Below are 15800 nucleotides of genomic sequence, written 5' to 3' on the forward strand. Positions count from 1 at the left end.
CATAACAAAATTTGTGTATAATTTCGTTATCAAACAAGGAGGTGTTTTTATGCCAGCAATCAAATCAAGTGCTGATTTAAGGAATAATTACAATGAAATTTCTACATTTTGTCATAATTATCCTGAACCAGTTTTCATCACGAAGAATGGAAAAGGCGACCTTGCCGTTATGAGCATTGAAGCCTACGAAGAACTGACCAGCCGCTTTGAACTTTACAGCCAGATCAAGGAAGGAATGGACGATATTGCCACAGGCAACACCAGACCATTTTCCGAAGCTATGGCTGATATCAGGAGCCGACGCAGCCGATGAGCCATCAGGTTCATATCACTTCCACCGCAGAACACGATATTATGCGTGCTGCGGATTACATCGAATTTACCCTCAAAAATCCTGATGCCGCAGATAATCTGTTAGATGCTGCGACTGAGCAGATAGGCTCATTAGCCGACCTGCCACAGAAGTTCCGTCTGGTAGATGATCCGGTACTGGCAAGCTGGGGCATTCGTTTTGTGATAATCAATAATTACCTTGCCTTTTATACGATTGATGAAGAAAAGCAGACTGTAATTATAGTCCGATTTCTCTATCAGAAAAGTAACTGGACTTCCATTCTTCGACAGGGATTTTCCCTCATTTAAGGAATCTGTTTTTATGCAGGTTCCTTTTTAGTGCATTGCTTTATAAGCAGCCACACCCGCTACCGCCAGCACAAACACGGCTGCCAGTCCAAACATCATGTTTCTTGTCTTTTTCTTCATTTCTTCAAATTCCTCCTGTTTCTTTACTGCTGACTCAGATGTTGTAATCTCTGATTGAGTTTTTTTACCTTTCTTCTTTACCTGTCCGTTCTGCTCCATTTCAAAAGCCTTGATAATCGGCTCTCCCTCAGTAGATACATAGGTAAGAGCCTTATTTCCAAACATAAAATGCAGTTTCTTTCCCATATACTCGTAGAAATTCATTCCATTAAAAGAATAAAATCCTCCAAGTGCTATCGGAGCTACACACGGAATCGCCACATAAGCAGAACCCGTAAGACCAATATATCTATAAAGAAGTAATACGATACCGCCACCGACTATCACACTGGCAATAGAAAATACAAGCTGTTTTGCTGTAAGTCCCATTGCCACCGATTCCTGATAACGGTCAATATCTTTGTTTATTTCAATAACCATTGTCCTCTGCCCCCTATCTTGCTAACTCCTTTGTCTCCGGCTTTCTTGCCATACCGATATTTGCCTCATACATATCCATTCCATCCGGACACAGTTCTCTCAGCTTATCGACATTGAACAGATAAAGAGGATATTCACAATAACCACTCCTCTGTGTAAATCCTGTAAACTCCCCAAGCTCATTTTCTGTGATGAATTTCTCAATATCCGGCATATCATTCACATTCAGATATCCGCAGTAATTCGGTGCAGCAACAGACAAATTTACGGTCACATCACCAAACGGCTCATCGTATCCATCTTCATTACACATAAGCCCGATATACATTGCCTTGTTATTCATATACTGCTGAATATCGAGTGTTACCTGTGTCTCCCCGGAAAAACTGGAATTATAAGTCACCTGTTTCTTTTCATTATCCATAAATGCCTCCTTCTATAATCCGAATGCCTTACTTGTAAGTGTCTGTGCTCCCTTCACACTTCCAACCGTCATTGCTATGGTAAATGTCATTTCACACAGATAAATAAGTGTCTGTGCCCAGTCTGCATAACTTCCCGTAAAGGAAGGCAGCCCTGCATTGATAAATGCATTGCATACCACAATCGCAAGTGCCATTGTTACCGCCTCAAACACACAGGATAAGAAATACTTACAGTAAGTTGACATCGTATGACTTACCATTCTGTTTCCTGCCATTGTAGAGCAGGCGATTGCTCCAAGCGGCACAATGATCAATATTTTTAAGAATCTGAAATACACGGTGTAAATGATAAAGAAACCACAGATAATAATGATGATTGCAAGCAGTGCCGTAAGGATCAGCATTACCAGACTTTCACCAAATCCAAGTCCCTTAATAACATCTGCCTGTGCACTGTCAATGGCAAGCTGTGTTGTTGTTCCTGCCGAAATAAGCCCTACCAGATTTCCGATGGAAGTAAAAAATGCTTTCATAATCGTGACATTATTGGCAACAAACCATTCTGCAAGTCCTAATCGGATAAGCATACGCAGGATTGATTCAAACCTCATTTCATCTTTCACATCTATACTTTCCGAACAGAAACCGATAACAAAGAACAGTACCACAAGGGAAGAACCAACCGCTACAAAGATTGGCTCTATTCCCTCGATGACTGCCCACGGACCACCGCCCTTAAAACTGACGGGCGATTGTCCAAGCATTGCAAAAACCAAAGATATCTGATTGTTCCAAAATCCAAACATAGCTTCAAGGAGAGCAAGTATTTTGTCTCCCAGCTTAAAAATATCCATACCTGTTATTCACCTCTTTTCTTCTATTGCAACAGGGATTATTTTTTCCCTATCTTAGAAGCCTAAGAAAGTGAGTACAGTAGAAATACCTGCCATGATAATACCTGCCACAACCCCCTTTAAAGCTGAGTTCATAGTAGATGAATCCTGCTGCTGGTATGCCTGTGCAAATTCCATTACATTCTTTGCAAGGATAATTACTCCAACTGCACCGATAACTGCGATCACAAGCGTTTTTAAGTTCTCAAGCGGCTGTGTTACTGCCGAAGTACCTCCTGCCGCAAAGCAGGTAGTGCTCATAAGCATTACTCCCATAACGGCTCCGGATAATGCCGGAACAAATTTTTTCTTAAACTGAATAAATCTCTGCTTCATACCTTTTTCCTCCATCTGATTGTTGTTGGTTGTCGTAATAATCTGTTCTTTTCTCATATTGGTTGTCTCCTTTTCGATAAAAAAATAGCCAGCAGGGTTTATCCCTAACTGGCTGTTAAAAGTTACTTTATATGATCAGGCATAGCCTGTTGTAATGATAAAATCGGGCTTTCCCCGATATGTTTTGCTGTGACCACCTCCTTTCAAGGTACAAAAAAAGCACCTTAACCATAATTGGCTAAAGTGCTGTGTGAATTAAATATTAAGTCATTTACAAGAATGACAAAGCTATAATTATCATATATTGCTTTTTCTTAATAATGATTCAAGTTGACTATTAATGGCATTTTTTAATAATTTCGAGAACTCTTGTCCACTTGCAAAATATTTTTCTCTTATGATTGGAAAATCCTTTGTATGTGTACCATCTGGTGCCTCAGCTTCAACTAAATTATTTAGTAAATTTTCACATTCTATTTTTTTGTTTTCCAATTCTTCAGTATAGCCCGCATCGAGTAACGGTTTTGCAATTTCATAACGCCCCAAATCGTCCATAAATTGATTAAGCAATCTATAAAATGCTATTTCACTGTCTGTTTCTCCTTTGATTTCAGAATCATATTTATGCCAATTTATTAGTATTTCATGCAACCTGCTATATCGATATTTATCAATTTCATTTAACTTTTTTTGTTCTTCAATATGTTTTAATCTATAACTATTTATCAAAGAAATTATTATATTCGCTATCGATGTTATAAGAGCTGCAAATACTGTTGTTGTTAGAATCACTGTATACAAAAAATCTTTCTTTTCCATTAAAGTACCACCATACAATTCCCAATTTACGAAACTCTTTCATTCCGCATAGGCACATTATACCACAGTTCCTGTGCCTATGCGACGCCTTTACTGATTCTTCCGATATGAACTCATCTTCTCCACCGTCACTTCCGGATAGAAATAAGTAAGAATCGTTGCTTTCGGAACACCTGCCGCAAGTGCTTTCTTCACTTCCTCTTTCTGCTCTGCGGTGTATGACCAGTGCATCATTCGGTTTGTGATCGTATCCTCCCACTTCGGCTTCTCCCTCTCAGGATTTCTTACCGGCTGTTCTCCTCCACTGTTGTCTGAGTCCTCCTCTTTCTGCGATTCATCGGCATATTCAAGCTCATTTGCCTGCTCCCTGTCAATTTTTGCTTTTTGCTCTGCCTCATCCTGCATTGAAAATCTTCTGTTCAGTTCCGCATCTCCAAGCATCATAAACTGCTCATAGGTCAGTGTATCAATATACACATTCTCTCCCTTATCCTTCATTTTTTCATAATGCTTAACGGCTTTTTCCGATAAAATCTCAAATGGTGGTCCGATGATACGGTCTGCTCCCTGTGTATTATGAACATACGCTTTTCCTTTTCCGTCCGCTGTCTGATTAAACATCGGGTGTCGGAATGGAATATACTTATTGTCCATTATGGGATCAAAACCACGGATAAAAATAATACATTTCTTATTATCCAGCTTTCTGACCTCATCGGGTGTAAACAGTTCCCTGCCTAAAACATCATAATTTCTTGATGAGCTTCCCTGTCTGCCCTTTGTCTCACCGCTTGATTTTTTATCAATTGTCCCCTTGCCCAAAAGCTCCGAGACATACTTGTGTGTACTCTGCTCATTGCCTCCAAGATAGATGAAAGTATCGCAGTTGCCGGGGATTGTTTCCCAAGTATCTTTGAAAAGTGCCTTTAGCTGGGCGAAATTCTGAATGATGATAATACTTGAAATCTCCCTGCTTCGCATTGTCGATAACAACGAACAGAAGTCATCTGGCAATGCGACATTCGCAAATTCGTCTAACATAAAGGTTACATGGATCGGCAGTCTGCCACCACAGTTAAAGTCTGCCTGATAGTACAATTCCTGAAATATCTGTGTGTATAACATACCGATAATGAAGTTATAGGATTTATCACTATCCGGGATTACACAAAACAGTGCTGTCTTTGTCTCCCCATCTCCATTTACTCCAATACCGATATCAGACAAATTTAACTCATCTTTGGAGAGCAGTCGTAAAACCTGCTTATTTTCAAGAAATGCAAGTCTTGAGTTTGCACTGATAATAATAGAACGAACTGTATCGCCCGCACCTCTCATACATTTGTTGTACTGTTTGACCGCAGGGTGATTTGCTCCAAGCGGCGAACTCTCCTCCAGAAACTTCATACGGACATCCAGCTTTGAAGCCTTTCCCGGTTCCTTAACCTCTGCTTCTCCAAGCAGCTTCAAAACTGTCTCAAAGTTTCGCTTTGCAGGCTGCACCTCCAGCCACACATAATAGAAAATTGCCTGTAAAAACAAGCCTTCTGCTTTCTCCCAGAACGGATCACTCGGCGTTGAGCCTTTTGGTGTGGTATTACTGATAAGATTGGTAATCAGCTTCACCACATCAGTTTCCTCTCTGATATAGGAAAATGGATTGTAACAGTCTGATTTATCCATCTCCAAAAGATTGATGACTTTTACATTGTACCCGTTATCCTTTAACATCTGCCCGCAGCTTCTTAATATCTCTCCTTTCGGATCAGTACAGATAAACGAACAGCTATGTGGCATCTGCATAAGATTCGGTTTTACTTCATAAAATGTCTTTCCTGCTCCGGAACCGCCGCAGATAAGTATATTTCCGTTGAGCTTCAGCCTTCGGAAATCCAGCGACATCTTCACATTCTGACTGAGTATCCGGTTGAAATTCTCATCTTTATCCGCCAGTATCTTATTGACCTGCTTCGGATTTTCAAATCTTGCTGTACCATATTCTTTGCCGGGCATATAGTTTCTCTGGCTGGTGTAATACATAATAATAGCCATTGCATAGATACATAATGCAATGGCTACTGCGTTTACTGTATTTGAATTGTAATAATTGGCAAAAGGAACTGCACACACTTCATTGAACCTGTTCATAAAGTCATTAAAGGCAATCCCTTCTGTCCATGCACCATTTATCAGATAACCAAGATACCCGGATAACACTGCACCCACTAAAATAAATATCAGTGACGGTTTTTTCTTCGTTGTCTGCATAGGCTCCTACCTCTCTTTTCTGGTAGTAACCGTTTTCTTCTTTGTGGTCTTTTTCTGTTCTTTCTGAACCTTTTCATATCGCTCCCTGACAGATGATTCTACCTTATCATAATGCGTATAAAGTTCGTCTCCCTTTTTCGTAGTTACCACACGGTTCTGCTCATCATAGAGTTTGTAATCCTTGCTGGTATCAAGGAATGTGAGCATTGTCTTTCCATTATGGATATCCATAACGTTCTCCTTATGCAGCCACACATATCTGACATCTTTTCCCCATGTTCCCGGAACTCTGGTCTTTACTGCATGGTCGTTTTCTTCTGCAATAAGTTTCTTACTGATCGTAACATCTGACAGGTTCGTATTTTTTGAGGCAGATATTGCCCTCATTCTGTCCGCAAGGCTCTGATACCCTCTGATCCGGTTAGTGAAAGCCTCCTTATCCATCATTACCTTGTGTGTACCATCCTCACTCCTGCCGCCAAGCACCCCGATTGTCTCAAGCTGTTTTATTACATTTTCTGCCTGCTCCCCATTGATGCTGAAATTCTCCTTGACCTGCTCCACACTGATAGCCTGTTTTTCCATAGCAAACATTCCCACTTTTTCAATGAGTCCGTCTATGGCAGAATTTACCTTATCCCCTTCTACCGTGTGGCTTTTCTCGTTTCCCTGCTGTTTTCTCAAAAAATCCATCAGCTTGCCGAGGGACTTTTCATCTCCATTCTTCAGATAGTCATCAAAGGTGGCAATCCTGCCAAATTTCAGCTTCTGTATCATCATATTCACACGGGGAACTGCCTCTGTATGAAAGATGACCTCACTCATACCGTCTGTCTTGTTACAGTCTGGAAGAACCGAATACAGGATTCCGTATTTCTTTGCCATTCTCTCAACCTTTCTCATATCTTCCGTTTTAAACTGCAATACCTGCAAATCCCCGCCCTTTAAGAGCAGCTTTCTCATAGATGTTTTTCCCAACGACTTTTCATAATCAAGCATCCCCTTTAAAAAGTCGATTGCCTTCTGCATGGCGGCAATACCGCCACTGCCTACTTTCATAGCAATCTCTATCCCGTCATATGCGACACGGATAATCTGTACCGCTTCCTGAATTTCCTCTGCCATTATCGCACCTCCGCTTTCTCTCTTATTGTTGTCCTTATTTCTTCCGCCTTTGTACTGCGGATTTCCTCTGCTGAAACATCAATACCATATGCTGTTAAAATATCAGACAGATGACTGATTGCTTTTTCCTCCTCTATCCGGTACATCTCAAGTGCCACAAGCAGGTTTTCGACCTGTTCCACCCACGCAGGCTTTATATCGTACTTTGACCTGTATGTGACCATAATCTCCTCGGACTGTACCTTATCCGTGGAATGTGCCAGAGCTTCGATCAGGGAAATCGTATCTTCCTTACTGCCGCTTCGGAAAGCAAACTGCACCACAAAGTTTTTTTCTTCTTCCGTGAACTCGTGTTCTACACCGTTCATCCCTGTTACCGCCTCATTGACTACTGCTAAATTCATAAGTACCTCCTAACCTGCCATACTGTTTTCAAGCACGGCAATCTCAATAATCTCTTTCATCTTTTCTGCTGAGACATTATTATTGATAAGTTCCACAAGCTGCCCTTCTGTCAGTCCCTTTTCTATGGCACTTTTTATCTGGACAAGCTGTGCAGGCACAAGATCACCGCTTGCAACCAGCTTTACAATGTCGGCTCTTGACTTCTTTTTAAATGAAAGTCTGGCAAAAAGTGCCGCAATACCACCATTTGATTTTCTTTCTGTACGCTCAACTGGAAGATGCTGGATTACACGCCCGGCAGAGTCCGTAACAGGTATCTGATAATACACGGGTATTCCATTGTACATAGGTGGCACTGCCTGTGAATCTGCAAGTGTTTTCACTGTTTCCTTATTATCAGTAGCTGCCAAAACCTCTGACGGTCCAGCCTTTTCCTCTTTTTCCGCAACCTTCTGATCATCAGATGCCGCACTCATAATCTTATCCTCAAGAGATTCTATCCTGTCTCTCATACGCTCCATCTCCTTGTCCTTATGCTCAATGCTATCTCTTAATCTTGCAATCGTGCTGCTTGCCTTATTAAGTTCATCCTGCTGATGGCTGATAATTCCATCCTTGTCCTCATTTTCCTTTACAAGCCTTTCCGTGACTTCCTTATCTTCCTTTAATACTTCAACATCGGATAATTTTTTATTAAGGGCATCGTATCTTTCCTCCTGATAGTTGATTTTCTCCACTACCATTTCCATCTGTGCAATCAGTTCTTTCACATACTCTGAGTCCTGCGTATACTGCTCCGCAGCCTTTGAAAGCTGTGCCAGAACTTCTTCATATAATCTTCTCATCACAACGGGCTTCTCTCCCCTTGCCACAGCTTCCTGTATGGTTTCAACCGGAACTCCCTTTTCATAAAATTCCAGTGATACCTTCATCTGATTGCCGGAGAGCTTATTATTGTGAAGGATATTAAAAAGTTCCTCCGGAATCCCCTTATGCAGACCTTCCGATAACACTCTCATCTGTCCGATGTTAAAATTCTTATCCAAATACTTTTCCGTCTGCTCCTGCGTAAGTCCATCCTCAAGATCACTTTTTACAAGCCCGTACACCTCATCATCGAAATTCATTTCTTTTCTCAATGACTCAATATATCTGGCAATCTGCATATTGCTTAACGGCTTGTCATTCAGATTTTGTTCCATATGCTCCTCCTAACTGCGTAAAAAAACAGCCTATCTTACTGGCTGCTCTTTTCTGTCTCTTATAATCTCTCTGTTGTATTCGGTCTTTCTTCCATCTGAAATACTGTCCGGGATCATGCTGTTTAATATTGCCTTACCCGTATTCAGTTCCCTGCATACAACCTTTTCTCTCGCACACACTTCTGAATACTCCTCTTTGTAATGTCTTCTTAAAGCCTGCACTTCCTCAAGCGAATATCCCTGTGCCTGTAATTCCTGCTCCAGTGCCACCCACTTCCTATGCTCATCTTCAAAGAAGATATCTCCAAGCCTGTATGACTGCTCTGCTGGCTTTAAGTTTTCCATCTCATCAGCCGCAGTAAAAAGTTCCATGCTCCTTTCCCTTGCTTTATAAATCCGGCTCTTTTCTGCCGAAGTCTCTTTTTTCTTATCCGTAAGAGAAGCTATCGTCCCCACAAGTTCTTCTGCTGAATGGATATTATGCCTTGCAAGGAACAAATACTGTTCCTGCAGCTTGTGCATTTTACGGATATCCTCCCTGTACTTCCATACCTGACTGTATGGTCTTTTTTTGAGTTTTCCCACCCGGTACAGCTTCGCATAATGCTTTTTCTGAAGTCCTGACAAGCCTGCCCTGCGGTATCTTTTAACTCTGCACTTTACAATGGAAACTTTCGGTATATCCTGTTTACTCTTATAAAACGCAATATCCTCTTTTACAATCCTGTCCCGGATTGCTTCCTCACAATACATATCCCCAAGAGATTTGCACCTTCTGAACCTTGTCATACCCTGTGGCTTGATTGCCAGATGTTTTCCCTGCTTTATCTGATATCCCTTTTCAGACAGCAGTTCGAGAAATTCCTCATAGTCCTTCGCCTGCAAAATACAGGCATCCAAGTCTCTTTTTATCATATCGGACCATACAAAATTACCCTCCCTGTACTCACTCCATTCCTTATAGCTTTCGTGCTGCCTCTCCTTTTTCTCATCATCCACATCAATAATGGAGAGTCCATATTCCTGACACAGCCTGTTCGTGATAGGCTGGATATACTTTGCCCAGTCCCCTTTTTCGTAACGGTACTTTTTACCGTCCACAAAACTCACGCTGTTAAATACGATATGGGAATGAACATGGGCTGTATTATCGTGTACCACAAACACCGCTTCGTATGACTTACCAAGATATTCCTCCACAAATTTCTGTGTAATTTCAAATGCCGTATCCGGATTTACCTCATTTTCCTTAAAGGAAAGTATGATATGATACCCCTGACGCTTATCAATTTTTCCAAAATTACGCTTGGTTTCCTTCATCTGCTCAAATGCGGTATCGACCTGACAGTTTATTGCACCCACCAGTCTGCCATCCTGTGTTTTGTCCGGGTTCATCACATAATCAAGTGCCCGCTTTAAATGTTTTCCGTGAAAATGCCCGCCACAATCTTTCATATTAAGGATTTTACTGATTGCCAATCTGCACCACCGCCTCATTTACTTTCTTGTTCAGTTTACGCATATAGGCAACAAGCTGTGTTTTATCCTCTTTGGAATAAAGTCCTGCATTGTTATTGAATACGATCTGATTGATATTGATTCCAATACGGTTCACTTCATTGATAAGCTCTTTTAAGAGTTCCCTGACTTCCGGGTAATCATTCGGTTTCTGGCTGATGAGCAGTCTTAAATAATCTGCTTCACACATTCCGCTCTCCCCTGCCTTTTTTGCAAGCATTTCTGCCTCCTGCGGCATAAGACGGAGCGTTTTCCTGATACAGTGGATTTTATCTGCCATACGCTCACCTTCCCCTCTTATCTGTACTGTAATCCTTTATTCCTTGTGCTATCGTGGCTGCCGCCTTTTCCAAATCACCCTTGCCCTCCAGATTACTGATAAACGCTTCCACCAGTGCCGTTGCAACAGCATCAATCTCCTTTGCATGACTGGTTTTATCAAATAATCGGTCTAACACCCTCTCATCTGCCTTTAAACTGTCATACTTTTTCTGAAATTCGCAATATTCCTGAAAATCTTTCGGATCATCTTTCTTTGCCTCTGCGTGAAGTATCAGATCATAATTCCACTCACACACCTTATCAATCACATCATCTATCGGAAATGGCTCTATCTCACCGTTTTCCTCTGCCATATCCTGTCTGTACATCTTCCCCTCTGCATCCATTCCGATTGCATAATCATGTCCTTCCATATAATTAAGAAGAAGTGCAGCATCTTCTATCGAAGGGTTGATTTGCTTATCATATACTTCTGCCCAGGCAATCAGTTCCTCTGGTTCTGAAAAAAGTGTTATTTCCCTGTTCTCTGCCACCTTGCACCTCCTTATCCGTGTTTCGTAGATATTCACTATGGCTCCAGTCACCGGTAAGTCCCCGGCGACTGCTAGATACGCATTAGAGACATCTCTGTCCTAATGCCATCTAGTTAGGGGAACATTCCCCTAATACCCCTGCCAAATATAGAGTGGTGGCACTTTGTTCCACCACTTTTGAATAAAACCACCGCTTTGTTCCACCATTTCCGGTAAAAACCACCGCTTTATGCCACCACTTTTTATAATTTATATTCATAGGAAAAAACAGCATCGGAAAGTGGTGGTACTTTGTTCTATCACTTTTTGAAAAAACCACCGCTTTGTTCCACCATCTTCCGTAAAAACCACTGCTTTTTACCACCACTTTTTAATGGCACTGTCCGGCTATGGTCATCTGCTCCTTTTTCTGATCTGCAAGATTAAGTTTTGTTGCAACAAGCCATTCATTGTAATCCTTATAGCCTGCTGGTGGCGGACAGTCCTCAACCTCATAGCCCAGTCCATAGTATTTTCCCATAAGTTCTGCGGCTGCTTTCCTGCCCGGTGAATCCCCATCAAGGCAGAAACGGATAAAAGAAATCTGTGGGTGTTCCCTGAGAAAAGTTGCAAGCGGGGCATCTGCAAGCATTCCAAGAGCCAGCTTATTTGATTCATGGTCGGCAAATATATCCACATAGCTCATAAGGTCGATTGCTGCCTCGAATACAACAAGCTCTGTACTGTTTACATTCACCACATTAAATCCATAGTTCTTATCATTCCCCTCCACATCACACTTGAATGGTTTTCCCTGTTTATCAAATACACCACGCATACTTGCAAATCTGGTTACTCCATTCTTGTCATTTCCTTTAAAGACAATATTGTGATAATGCCTGCTCTCATATATGAGATTTTCCTTTAAAAACAGTTCTATCACTGCCTTACTGATTCCACGCTCATTGTTAAGATAGGATATCAGGTAGGAATTATCCCCTGCTGGCTGCGGAAGCACAAAAGGCTTTCTTTCCTGTGGCTGTTTCTTTGTGACCTGATGAACAAGCGGCTGCTTTCCCGTGCTTTCAATTCTCCGGTATCCGGCAAAATCCAAGAGCCAGAATACAGCCTCTTTTACACTCATTCCGCCAAATACACGGAGGAAATCTATCTGTGAGCCGCCATTATTTCCCTTATCAAACTGCCTTGACCATCTGTACCAATGACTGCGGTCATAGATACGGATTGAGTCCATTTCCTTTAAGGTGTGATATTTTCCAATCCTCTTTACGGTATAACCGAGACTTTCTGCAACGGCACAAAGATCTACGCTCTTTGCTATGGCAAGTTCCTCCTCTGTAAATCTTCCTTCCATACTCTCACCTTGCCTTTCCCTGCTCTGCCACAAGCGGTGACTTAATATCAAGGTTCCTGTAATCCGTACTGAGTGTAATTCTTGGATTATCAATCATTCCCTTTTCCTTGAAACTGAAGAAGGCACGGTTATCCCCTCCCACGATGATATGATCCAAAAGAGGGATTCCAATAAGCTCACACAGCTTATTCATACGGTCCGTCATCATCGTGTCTGCCTTGCTGGGAAATATATTTCCCGACGGGTGGCAGTGGATCAACATCATACTGGCAGCATTACTTAAAATACTTGACTTAAATAATTCTCTTGGGTGTGCCATTGCTTCATTCAACGAACCCACACTTGCAAAATGCACATTAATAGGCTTTAGGTCGGAGCTGAGATTTACAACACACACCACTTCCCTGTCGAACTGGCACATACATTCTCCCATTACGGCAGCTACTTCTTCCGGCTTGTTAAAGGACTGCTCCGAATAAATCGGAGCCTCCTTTACAAGCCTTATGGATACAACATCAAGTTTGAAGTCGTTCTTCTCTGTCACAGGAATCCGCCTCCTCTCCAAACTCAATACGGATAATAAAGTCACCTTTCTGGCTGTTTACAAGAGCAATCAGTTCTTCTACGGTAAGTTCCTGCTCCATAACTGCCTCCTATCTCGCCTTTTCCTTTGCGTCATATACAAGCTGCGGCTCTGCCACGATACCGTCCAGTCTCTTGTTCGGTGTATCCGTTGCAAGTGTGAGTTTCCTTAAATCTTTATCATAGTGATACACCTGATTGGAAAGTCGTTCTTCCAATGCCACCTCCTGCATATTCACCTCTGCCACCATCTGTGCAAGCTCCTCCGGTTCGGTCAGCTCAGTAGACACCGCAAGAACTTCGTGCACACTTGAAGGCAGGATATACAGATCACTTTCAAGGTTTTCTGCCAGTTCGTGAAGCTCATTCTCATAAAGCATTGATACTGCACCGTCAATTCCCCTGTTATTGGAGATTATCCACAGAGTCTGCTCCGGTGGAACTTCCCTGATCATCATCTCTGCTATCTCCTCCGGCATCCCGTCACTTAAAAACATCTCTTTCATAACATCATTCATATTTCTTATTCTTGGCGGTAAGATTCTTCTTGTGTTTTCAGCCGCATATTTAAAAAGCTGCTCCTCATTCATTCCAAATCTTTCCGCAAGGCTGTTCGTAACCTTTATACTCTGAATACTTTCAGCATCCGCATTTATCACAAGTTTATAGATAATGGAAAGATCCTGAAATTCTCTGTGTGGCACCTGCTCCAGAAATGACCTGTTCTGTTCCGTATTGATAAGCTGGAATACTACCTTTTCATTGGCATCTTTGTATAAGCTGTCAACATCAACAACTTGTGGTGTCTTTGCAAACTCCATTGCCATAAGGTCACATGCCGCCATCAGTGTTTCCTCCAGATCACCACAGTTCTGATATTTCTCATACATATCGTTGATATAAATAGTAGGAGAAATATTAGTATCTTTGCCTCTGATACTGATACCGTCATAGGTCATATTTACCTTTTCCACAGGCATAACTACAAGCTCCATACCTTTGAAGTTATCCGGCATATAGTCCATAAACTTCTCTTTTACTACTTCCTTAAAAATCTCATAATTCATCATATCTGCTTATCCTCCAAACAAAAAAAGCGGGGGAACATAAGTCATTGGCTTACATTCCCCCGCAAGGTTGATTGTTTTTATTTTCTCTTTGATATACCCGTCAGCTCATTCCGGACAATCCCGTATTCTGTGCATTTTAACCTCCTTGATTATAACAATTTCTTAAATTTAAAGAAATACTTCACAAGTCTTCTGTTTTTCCTGTAAGCAGGAAAGAAGCCTTTTACCTCCATAGTCTCACCTCCCCTCAAAATGTTCCCATTCTTACGAATGAAAGAAATGCTCTTGCTACCAGACAGAATAGAAGAAGAACTAACCTGACAAGTCCCAAGAACAGCTTGAATGCTCCAAGAACAATTTTCAGCATCCACTTGAGTACCTGTAAAACAGCGGTTCCTACGGCTCCTGCAATTCTTCTCATAATAATCAATCTCCTTTCAACATCCATCCCATTGCCAATCCTGCAACATCTGAATCATTCATAACATCTTCTTCCGGCTGTTCTTCCATATCTTCCTGTGGGTTTGCAATCACTACCGGCTGGCTGTTCTTCACTCCCGCCAAAGCTCCCCCAAGTAAAGAAATGACCTCTTTTCTTGCCTCACTCATTGCAGAATACTCAATTTCCTTTTTTATCTTTTCTATCTCGTCCCTCGTTACAAACTGTTCATATCTCTTTTCCTCTTTGGAGGGAATATCATCCTCTCCATAGTGGTCAATATAAAACTCACAGGCTTCAATCAGGAACTGATTCTTTGACTTATATATCTTTGGATTAAGCCCCTTTATGACCTCATTGATTTTAGCGTGTTGAGGATTGAGCAGATTCAGTCGGAATGTGCTCTCCATAATATGCCTTCGTGCCATATGACTACCCCCTATGCAAGTCTCTTAGCAGTTTTCAATCCCATAATGGCAAGCTGTTCATATCCTCTGGCATTTGCCTTTACATCAAGGATATAAGAGATATTCTTTGCTTCGTGATTGCTGAAATTCTTCATTACCACTGCCCCGCCACCTACAAATACAATCGGTGTAGTTTTAAGGTTATAACCAAACTCACGGATTGAGTTATATACCTTTTCAACAAAGTCCTCTATCTCAGCCTTGATAATCGCAAGGTATTCATCATCTATATCAGACCTGCCATATCGCATAATATTCTGGATTTCTGTTTCATCAACTTCCCCATTGAGCTGTCTTACACACTGCTCATTGATAGAACGCATACAGGTAATAAGTCCTCTTGGCACGGTAACACACTTTGATTCGTCCGGTGACTTGTTAATCACGGGCATAATATCTATTGTCCAGCTACCGATATCAACAACCAGCGTTTTCTTTGCCATAGTCGGTATCTTGTCAACCACAGCCGCATAGCACTGTGGGAATACCGCCACATCGTCAATCTCAATATGGTATGCTTCATTTTCATATCTGAAATCAACACGCTTATTCTTGGTCAGGTATTTAATAAAGTTATTTCTCTCTGCTCCAAATCGGGTAAGTGGAAGTCCTACTGCAAGAAATACCTTTGCATCTGACAATCCTCTTTTCTTCAATTCCTTTGCGACTGCTGCCAGTGTCAAAAGATAAAAGCTGTCATCTTCAACCTTTGTATCTTTCACTTCCTGCCTTACTGTTCCAATCTTGTAATACTTACCGTCGTACTCAAGAACATCTCCAAAAAGTGCCGGAGTAGTTGTAATCTCCTTTACCCCTGTGACAAATACCTGAGTTACGGTTTTCATCATTGACCAGCCGTGATCAATTCCTATTACTTCTAACTTGTTATTCATTTTTCTG

At 41.5% G+C, this 15800-nt stretch carries 21 protein-coding genes; 2 read left to right on the forward strand and 19 right to left on the reverse strand.

Annotated features, from left to right (window positions below; genetic code table 11):
• Nucleotides 1-49: 49 nt before the first annotated feature.
• Nucleotides 50-313, forward strand: coding sequence for a type II toxin-antitoxin system prevent-host-death family antitoxin (locus RHOM_RS15985; protein ID WP_014081285.1), 264 nt, complete (start codon nucleotides 50-52; stop codon nucleotides 311-313).
• Entirely contained in the window at nucleotides 310-642 is a 333-nt protein-coding gene (locus tag RHOM_RS15990; protein WP_009860908.1) for a type II toxin-antitoxin system RelE/ParE family toxin, read from the forward strand. The genes RHOM_RS15985 and RHOM_RS15990 overlap by 4 nt, the downstream gene beginning before the upstream one ends.
• A gap of 27 nt (nucleotides 643-669) precedes the next feature.
• Here the strand turns inward: RHOM_RS15990 and RHOM_RS15995 are convergent, their stop codons facing one another.
• From RHOM_RS15995 to RHOM_RS16080, 19 genes are all read right to left on the reverse strand, one after another.
• The gene (locus RHOM_RS15995) at nucleotides 670-1182 is read right to left on the reverse strand and encodes a PrgI family protein (RefSeq protein WP_005602918.1); all 513 of its coding nucleotides are present in this window, start codon (nucleotides 1180-1182) and stop codon (nucleotides 670-672) included.
• 13 nt (nucleotides 1183-1195) lie between these two features.
• The gene (locus RHOM_RS16000; protein ID WP_005602919.1) at nucleotides 1196-1606 is read right to left on the reverse strand and encodes a DUF4313 domain-containing protein; all 411 of its coding nucleotides are present in this window, start codon (nucleotides 1604-1606) and stop codon (nucleotides 1196-1198) included.
• 12 nt (nucleotides 1607-1618) lie between these two features.
• Nucleotides 1619-2461, reverse strand: a complete 843-nt coding sequence (locus RHOM_RS16005) for a hypothetical protein (RefSeq protein ID WP_005602921.1) — start codon at nucleotides 2459-2461, stop codon at nucleotides 1619-1621.
• Between the two features lie 54 nt (nucleotides 2462-2515).
• Complete coding sequence (locus tag RHOM_RS16010; protein ID WP_009860910.1) at nucleotides 2516-2893, reverse strand: hypothetical protein; 378 nt, start codon at nucleotides 2891-2893, stop codon at nucleotides 2516-2518.
• Nucleotides 2894-3133: 240 nt separating this feature from the next.
• Nucleotides 3134-3655: a hypothetical protein gene (locus tag RHOM_RS16015; protein ID WP_008116407.1), complete on the reverse strand. Its 522-nt coding sequence runs from the start codon at nucleotides 3653-3655 to the stop codon at nucleotides 3134-3136.
• A 90-nt stretch (nucleotides 3656-3745) separates the two neighbouring features.
• A complete protein-coding gene (locus tag RHOM_RS16020) occupies nucleotides 3746-5923 on the reverse strand; it encodes a VirD4-like conjugal transfer protein, CD1115 family (protein WP_009860911.1) in 2178 nt (725 codons plus the stop codon).
• Between the two features lie 6 nt (nucleotides 5924-5929).
• Nucleotides 5930-7048 (reverse strand): PcfB family protein, encoded by a 1119-nt coding sequence (locus RHOM_RS16025; RefSeq protein ID WP_005603509.1) that lies wholly within the window; start codon nucleotides 7046-7048, stop codon nucleotides 5930-5932.
• Nucleotides 7048-7452 (reverse strand): hypothetical protein, encoded by a 405-nt coding sequence (locus RHOM_RS16030; protein ID WP_005603511.1) that lies wholly within the window; start codon nucleotides 7450-7452, stop codon nucleotides 7048-7050. Before RHOM_RS16030 ends, RHOM_RS16025 begins: the two co-directional genes overlap by 1 nt.
• Before the next feature lie 9 nt (nucleotides 7453-7461).
• Nucleotides 7462-8655 (reverse strand): hypothetical protein, encoded by a 1194-nt coding sequence (locus RHOM_RS16035; protein WP_005603513.1) that lies wholly within the window; start codon nucleotides 8653-8655, stop codon nucleotides 7462-7464.
• Nucleotides 8656-8685: 30 nt separating this feature from the next.
• Nucleotides 8686-10110: a relaxase/mobilization nuclease domain-containing protein gene (locus RHOM_RS16040; RefSeq protein ID WP_005603515.1), complete on the reverse strand. Its 1425-nt coding sequence runs from the start codon at nucleotides 10108-10110 to the stop codon at nucleotides 8686-8688.
• A gap of 10 nt (nucleotides 10111-10120) precedes the next feature.
• Nucleotides 10121-10453, reverse strand: a complete 333-nt coding sequence (locus tag RHOM_RS16045; RefSeq protein WP_005603517.1) for a plasmid mobilization protein — start codon at nucleotides 10451-10453, stop codon at nucleotides 10121-10123.
• A 4-nt stretch (nucleotides 10454-10457) separates the two neighbouring features.
• The gene (locus RHOM_RS16050) at nucleotides 10458-10988 is read right to left on the reverse strand and encodes a multidrug transporter (protein WP_005603519.1); all 531 of its coding nucleotides are present in this window, start codon (nucleotides 10986-10988) and stop codon (nucleotides 10458-10460) included.
• A gap of 370 nt (nucleotides 10989-11358) precedes the next feature.
• Nucleotides 11359-12342, reverse strand: coding sequence for a DUF3991 and TOPRIM domain-containing protein (locus RHOM_RS16055; RefSeq protein ID WP_005603523.1), 984 nt, complete (start codon nucleotides 12340-12342; stop codon nucleotides 11359-11361).
• A gap of 4 nt (nucleotides 12343-12346) precedes the next feature.
• Entirely contained in the window at nucleotides 12347-12886 is a 540-nt protein-coding gene (locus RHOM_RS16060; protein WP_005603525.1) for a JAB domain-containing protein, read from the reverse strand.
• Entirely contained in the window at nucleotides 12858-12986 is a 129-nt protein-coding gene (locus tag RHOM_RS18145; RefSeq protein WP_005603527.1) for a hypothetical protein, read from the reverse strand. The genes RHOM_RS16060 and RHOM_RS18145 overlap by 29 nt, the downstream gene beginning before the upstream one ends.
• 9 nt (nucleotides 12987-12995) lie before the next feature.
• Entirely contained in the window at nucleotides 12996-13994 is a 999-nt protein-coding gene (locus RHOM_RS16065; RefSeq protein WP_009860914.1) for a DUF5688 family protein, read from the reverse strand.
• A 247-nt stretch (nucleotides 13995-14241) separates the two neighbouring features.
• On the reverse strand, nucleotides 14242-14415 hold the full coding sequence (locus RHOM_RS16070; RefSeq protein ID WP_014081287.1) for a hypothetical protein: 174 nt from the start codon (nucleotides 14413-14415) through the stop codon (nucleotides 14242-14244).
• Between the two features lie 5 nt (nucleotides 14416-14420).
• Entirely contained in the window at nucleotides 14421-14861 is a 441-nt protein-coding gene (locus RHOM_RS16075) for a hypothetical protein (protein WP_005603533.1), read from the reverse strand.
• Nucleotides 14862-14872: 11 nt separating this feature from the next.
• Entirely contained in the window at nucleotides 14873-15793 is a 921-nt protein-coding gene (locus tag RHOM_RS16080; RefSeq protein WP_014081288.1) for a ParM/StbA family protein, read from the reverse strand.
• Nucleotides 15794-15800 lie beyond the last annotated feature (7 nt).

The sequence above is a fragment of the Roseburia hominis A2-183 genome, from assembly GCF_000225345.1.
Classification (GTDB): Bacteria; Bacillota; Clostridia; order Lachnospirales; family Lachnospiraceae; genus Roseburia; species Roseburia hominis.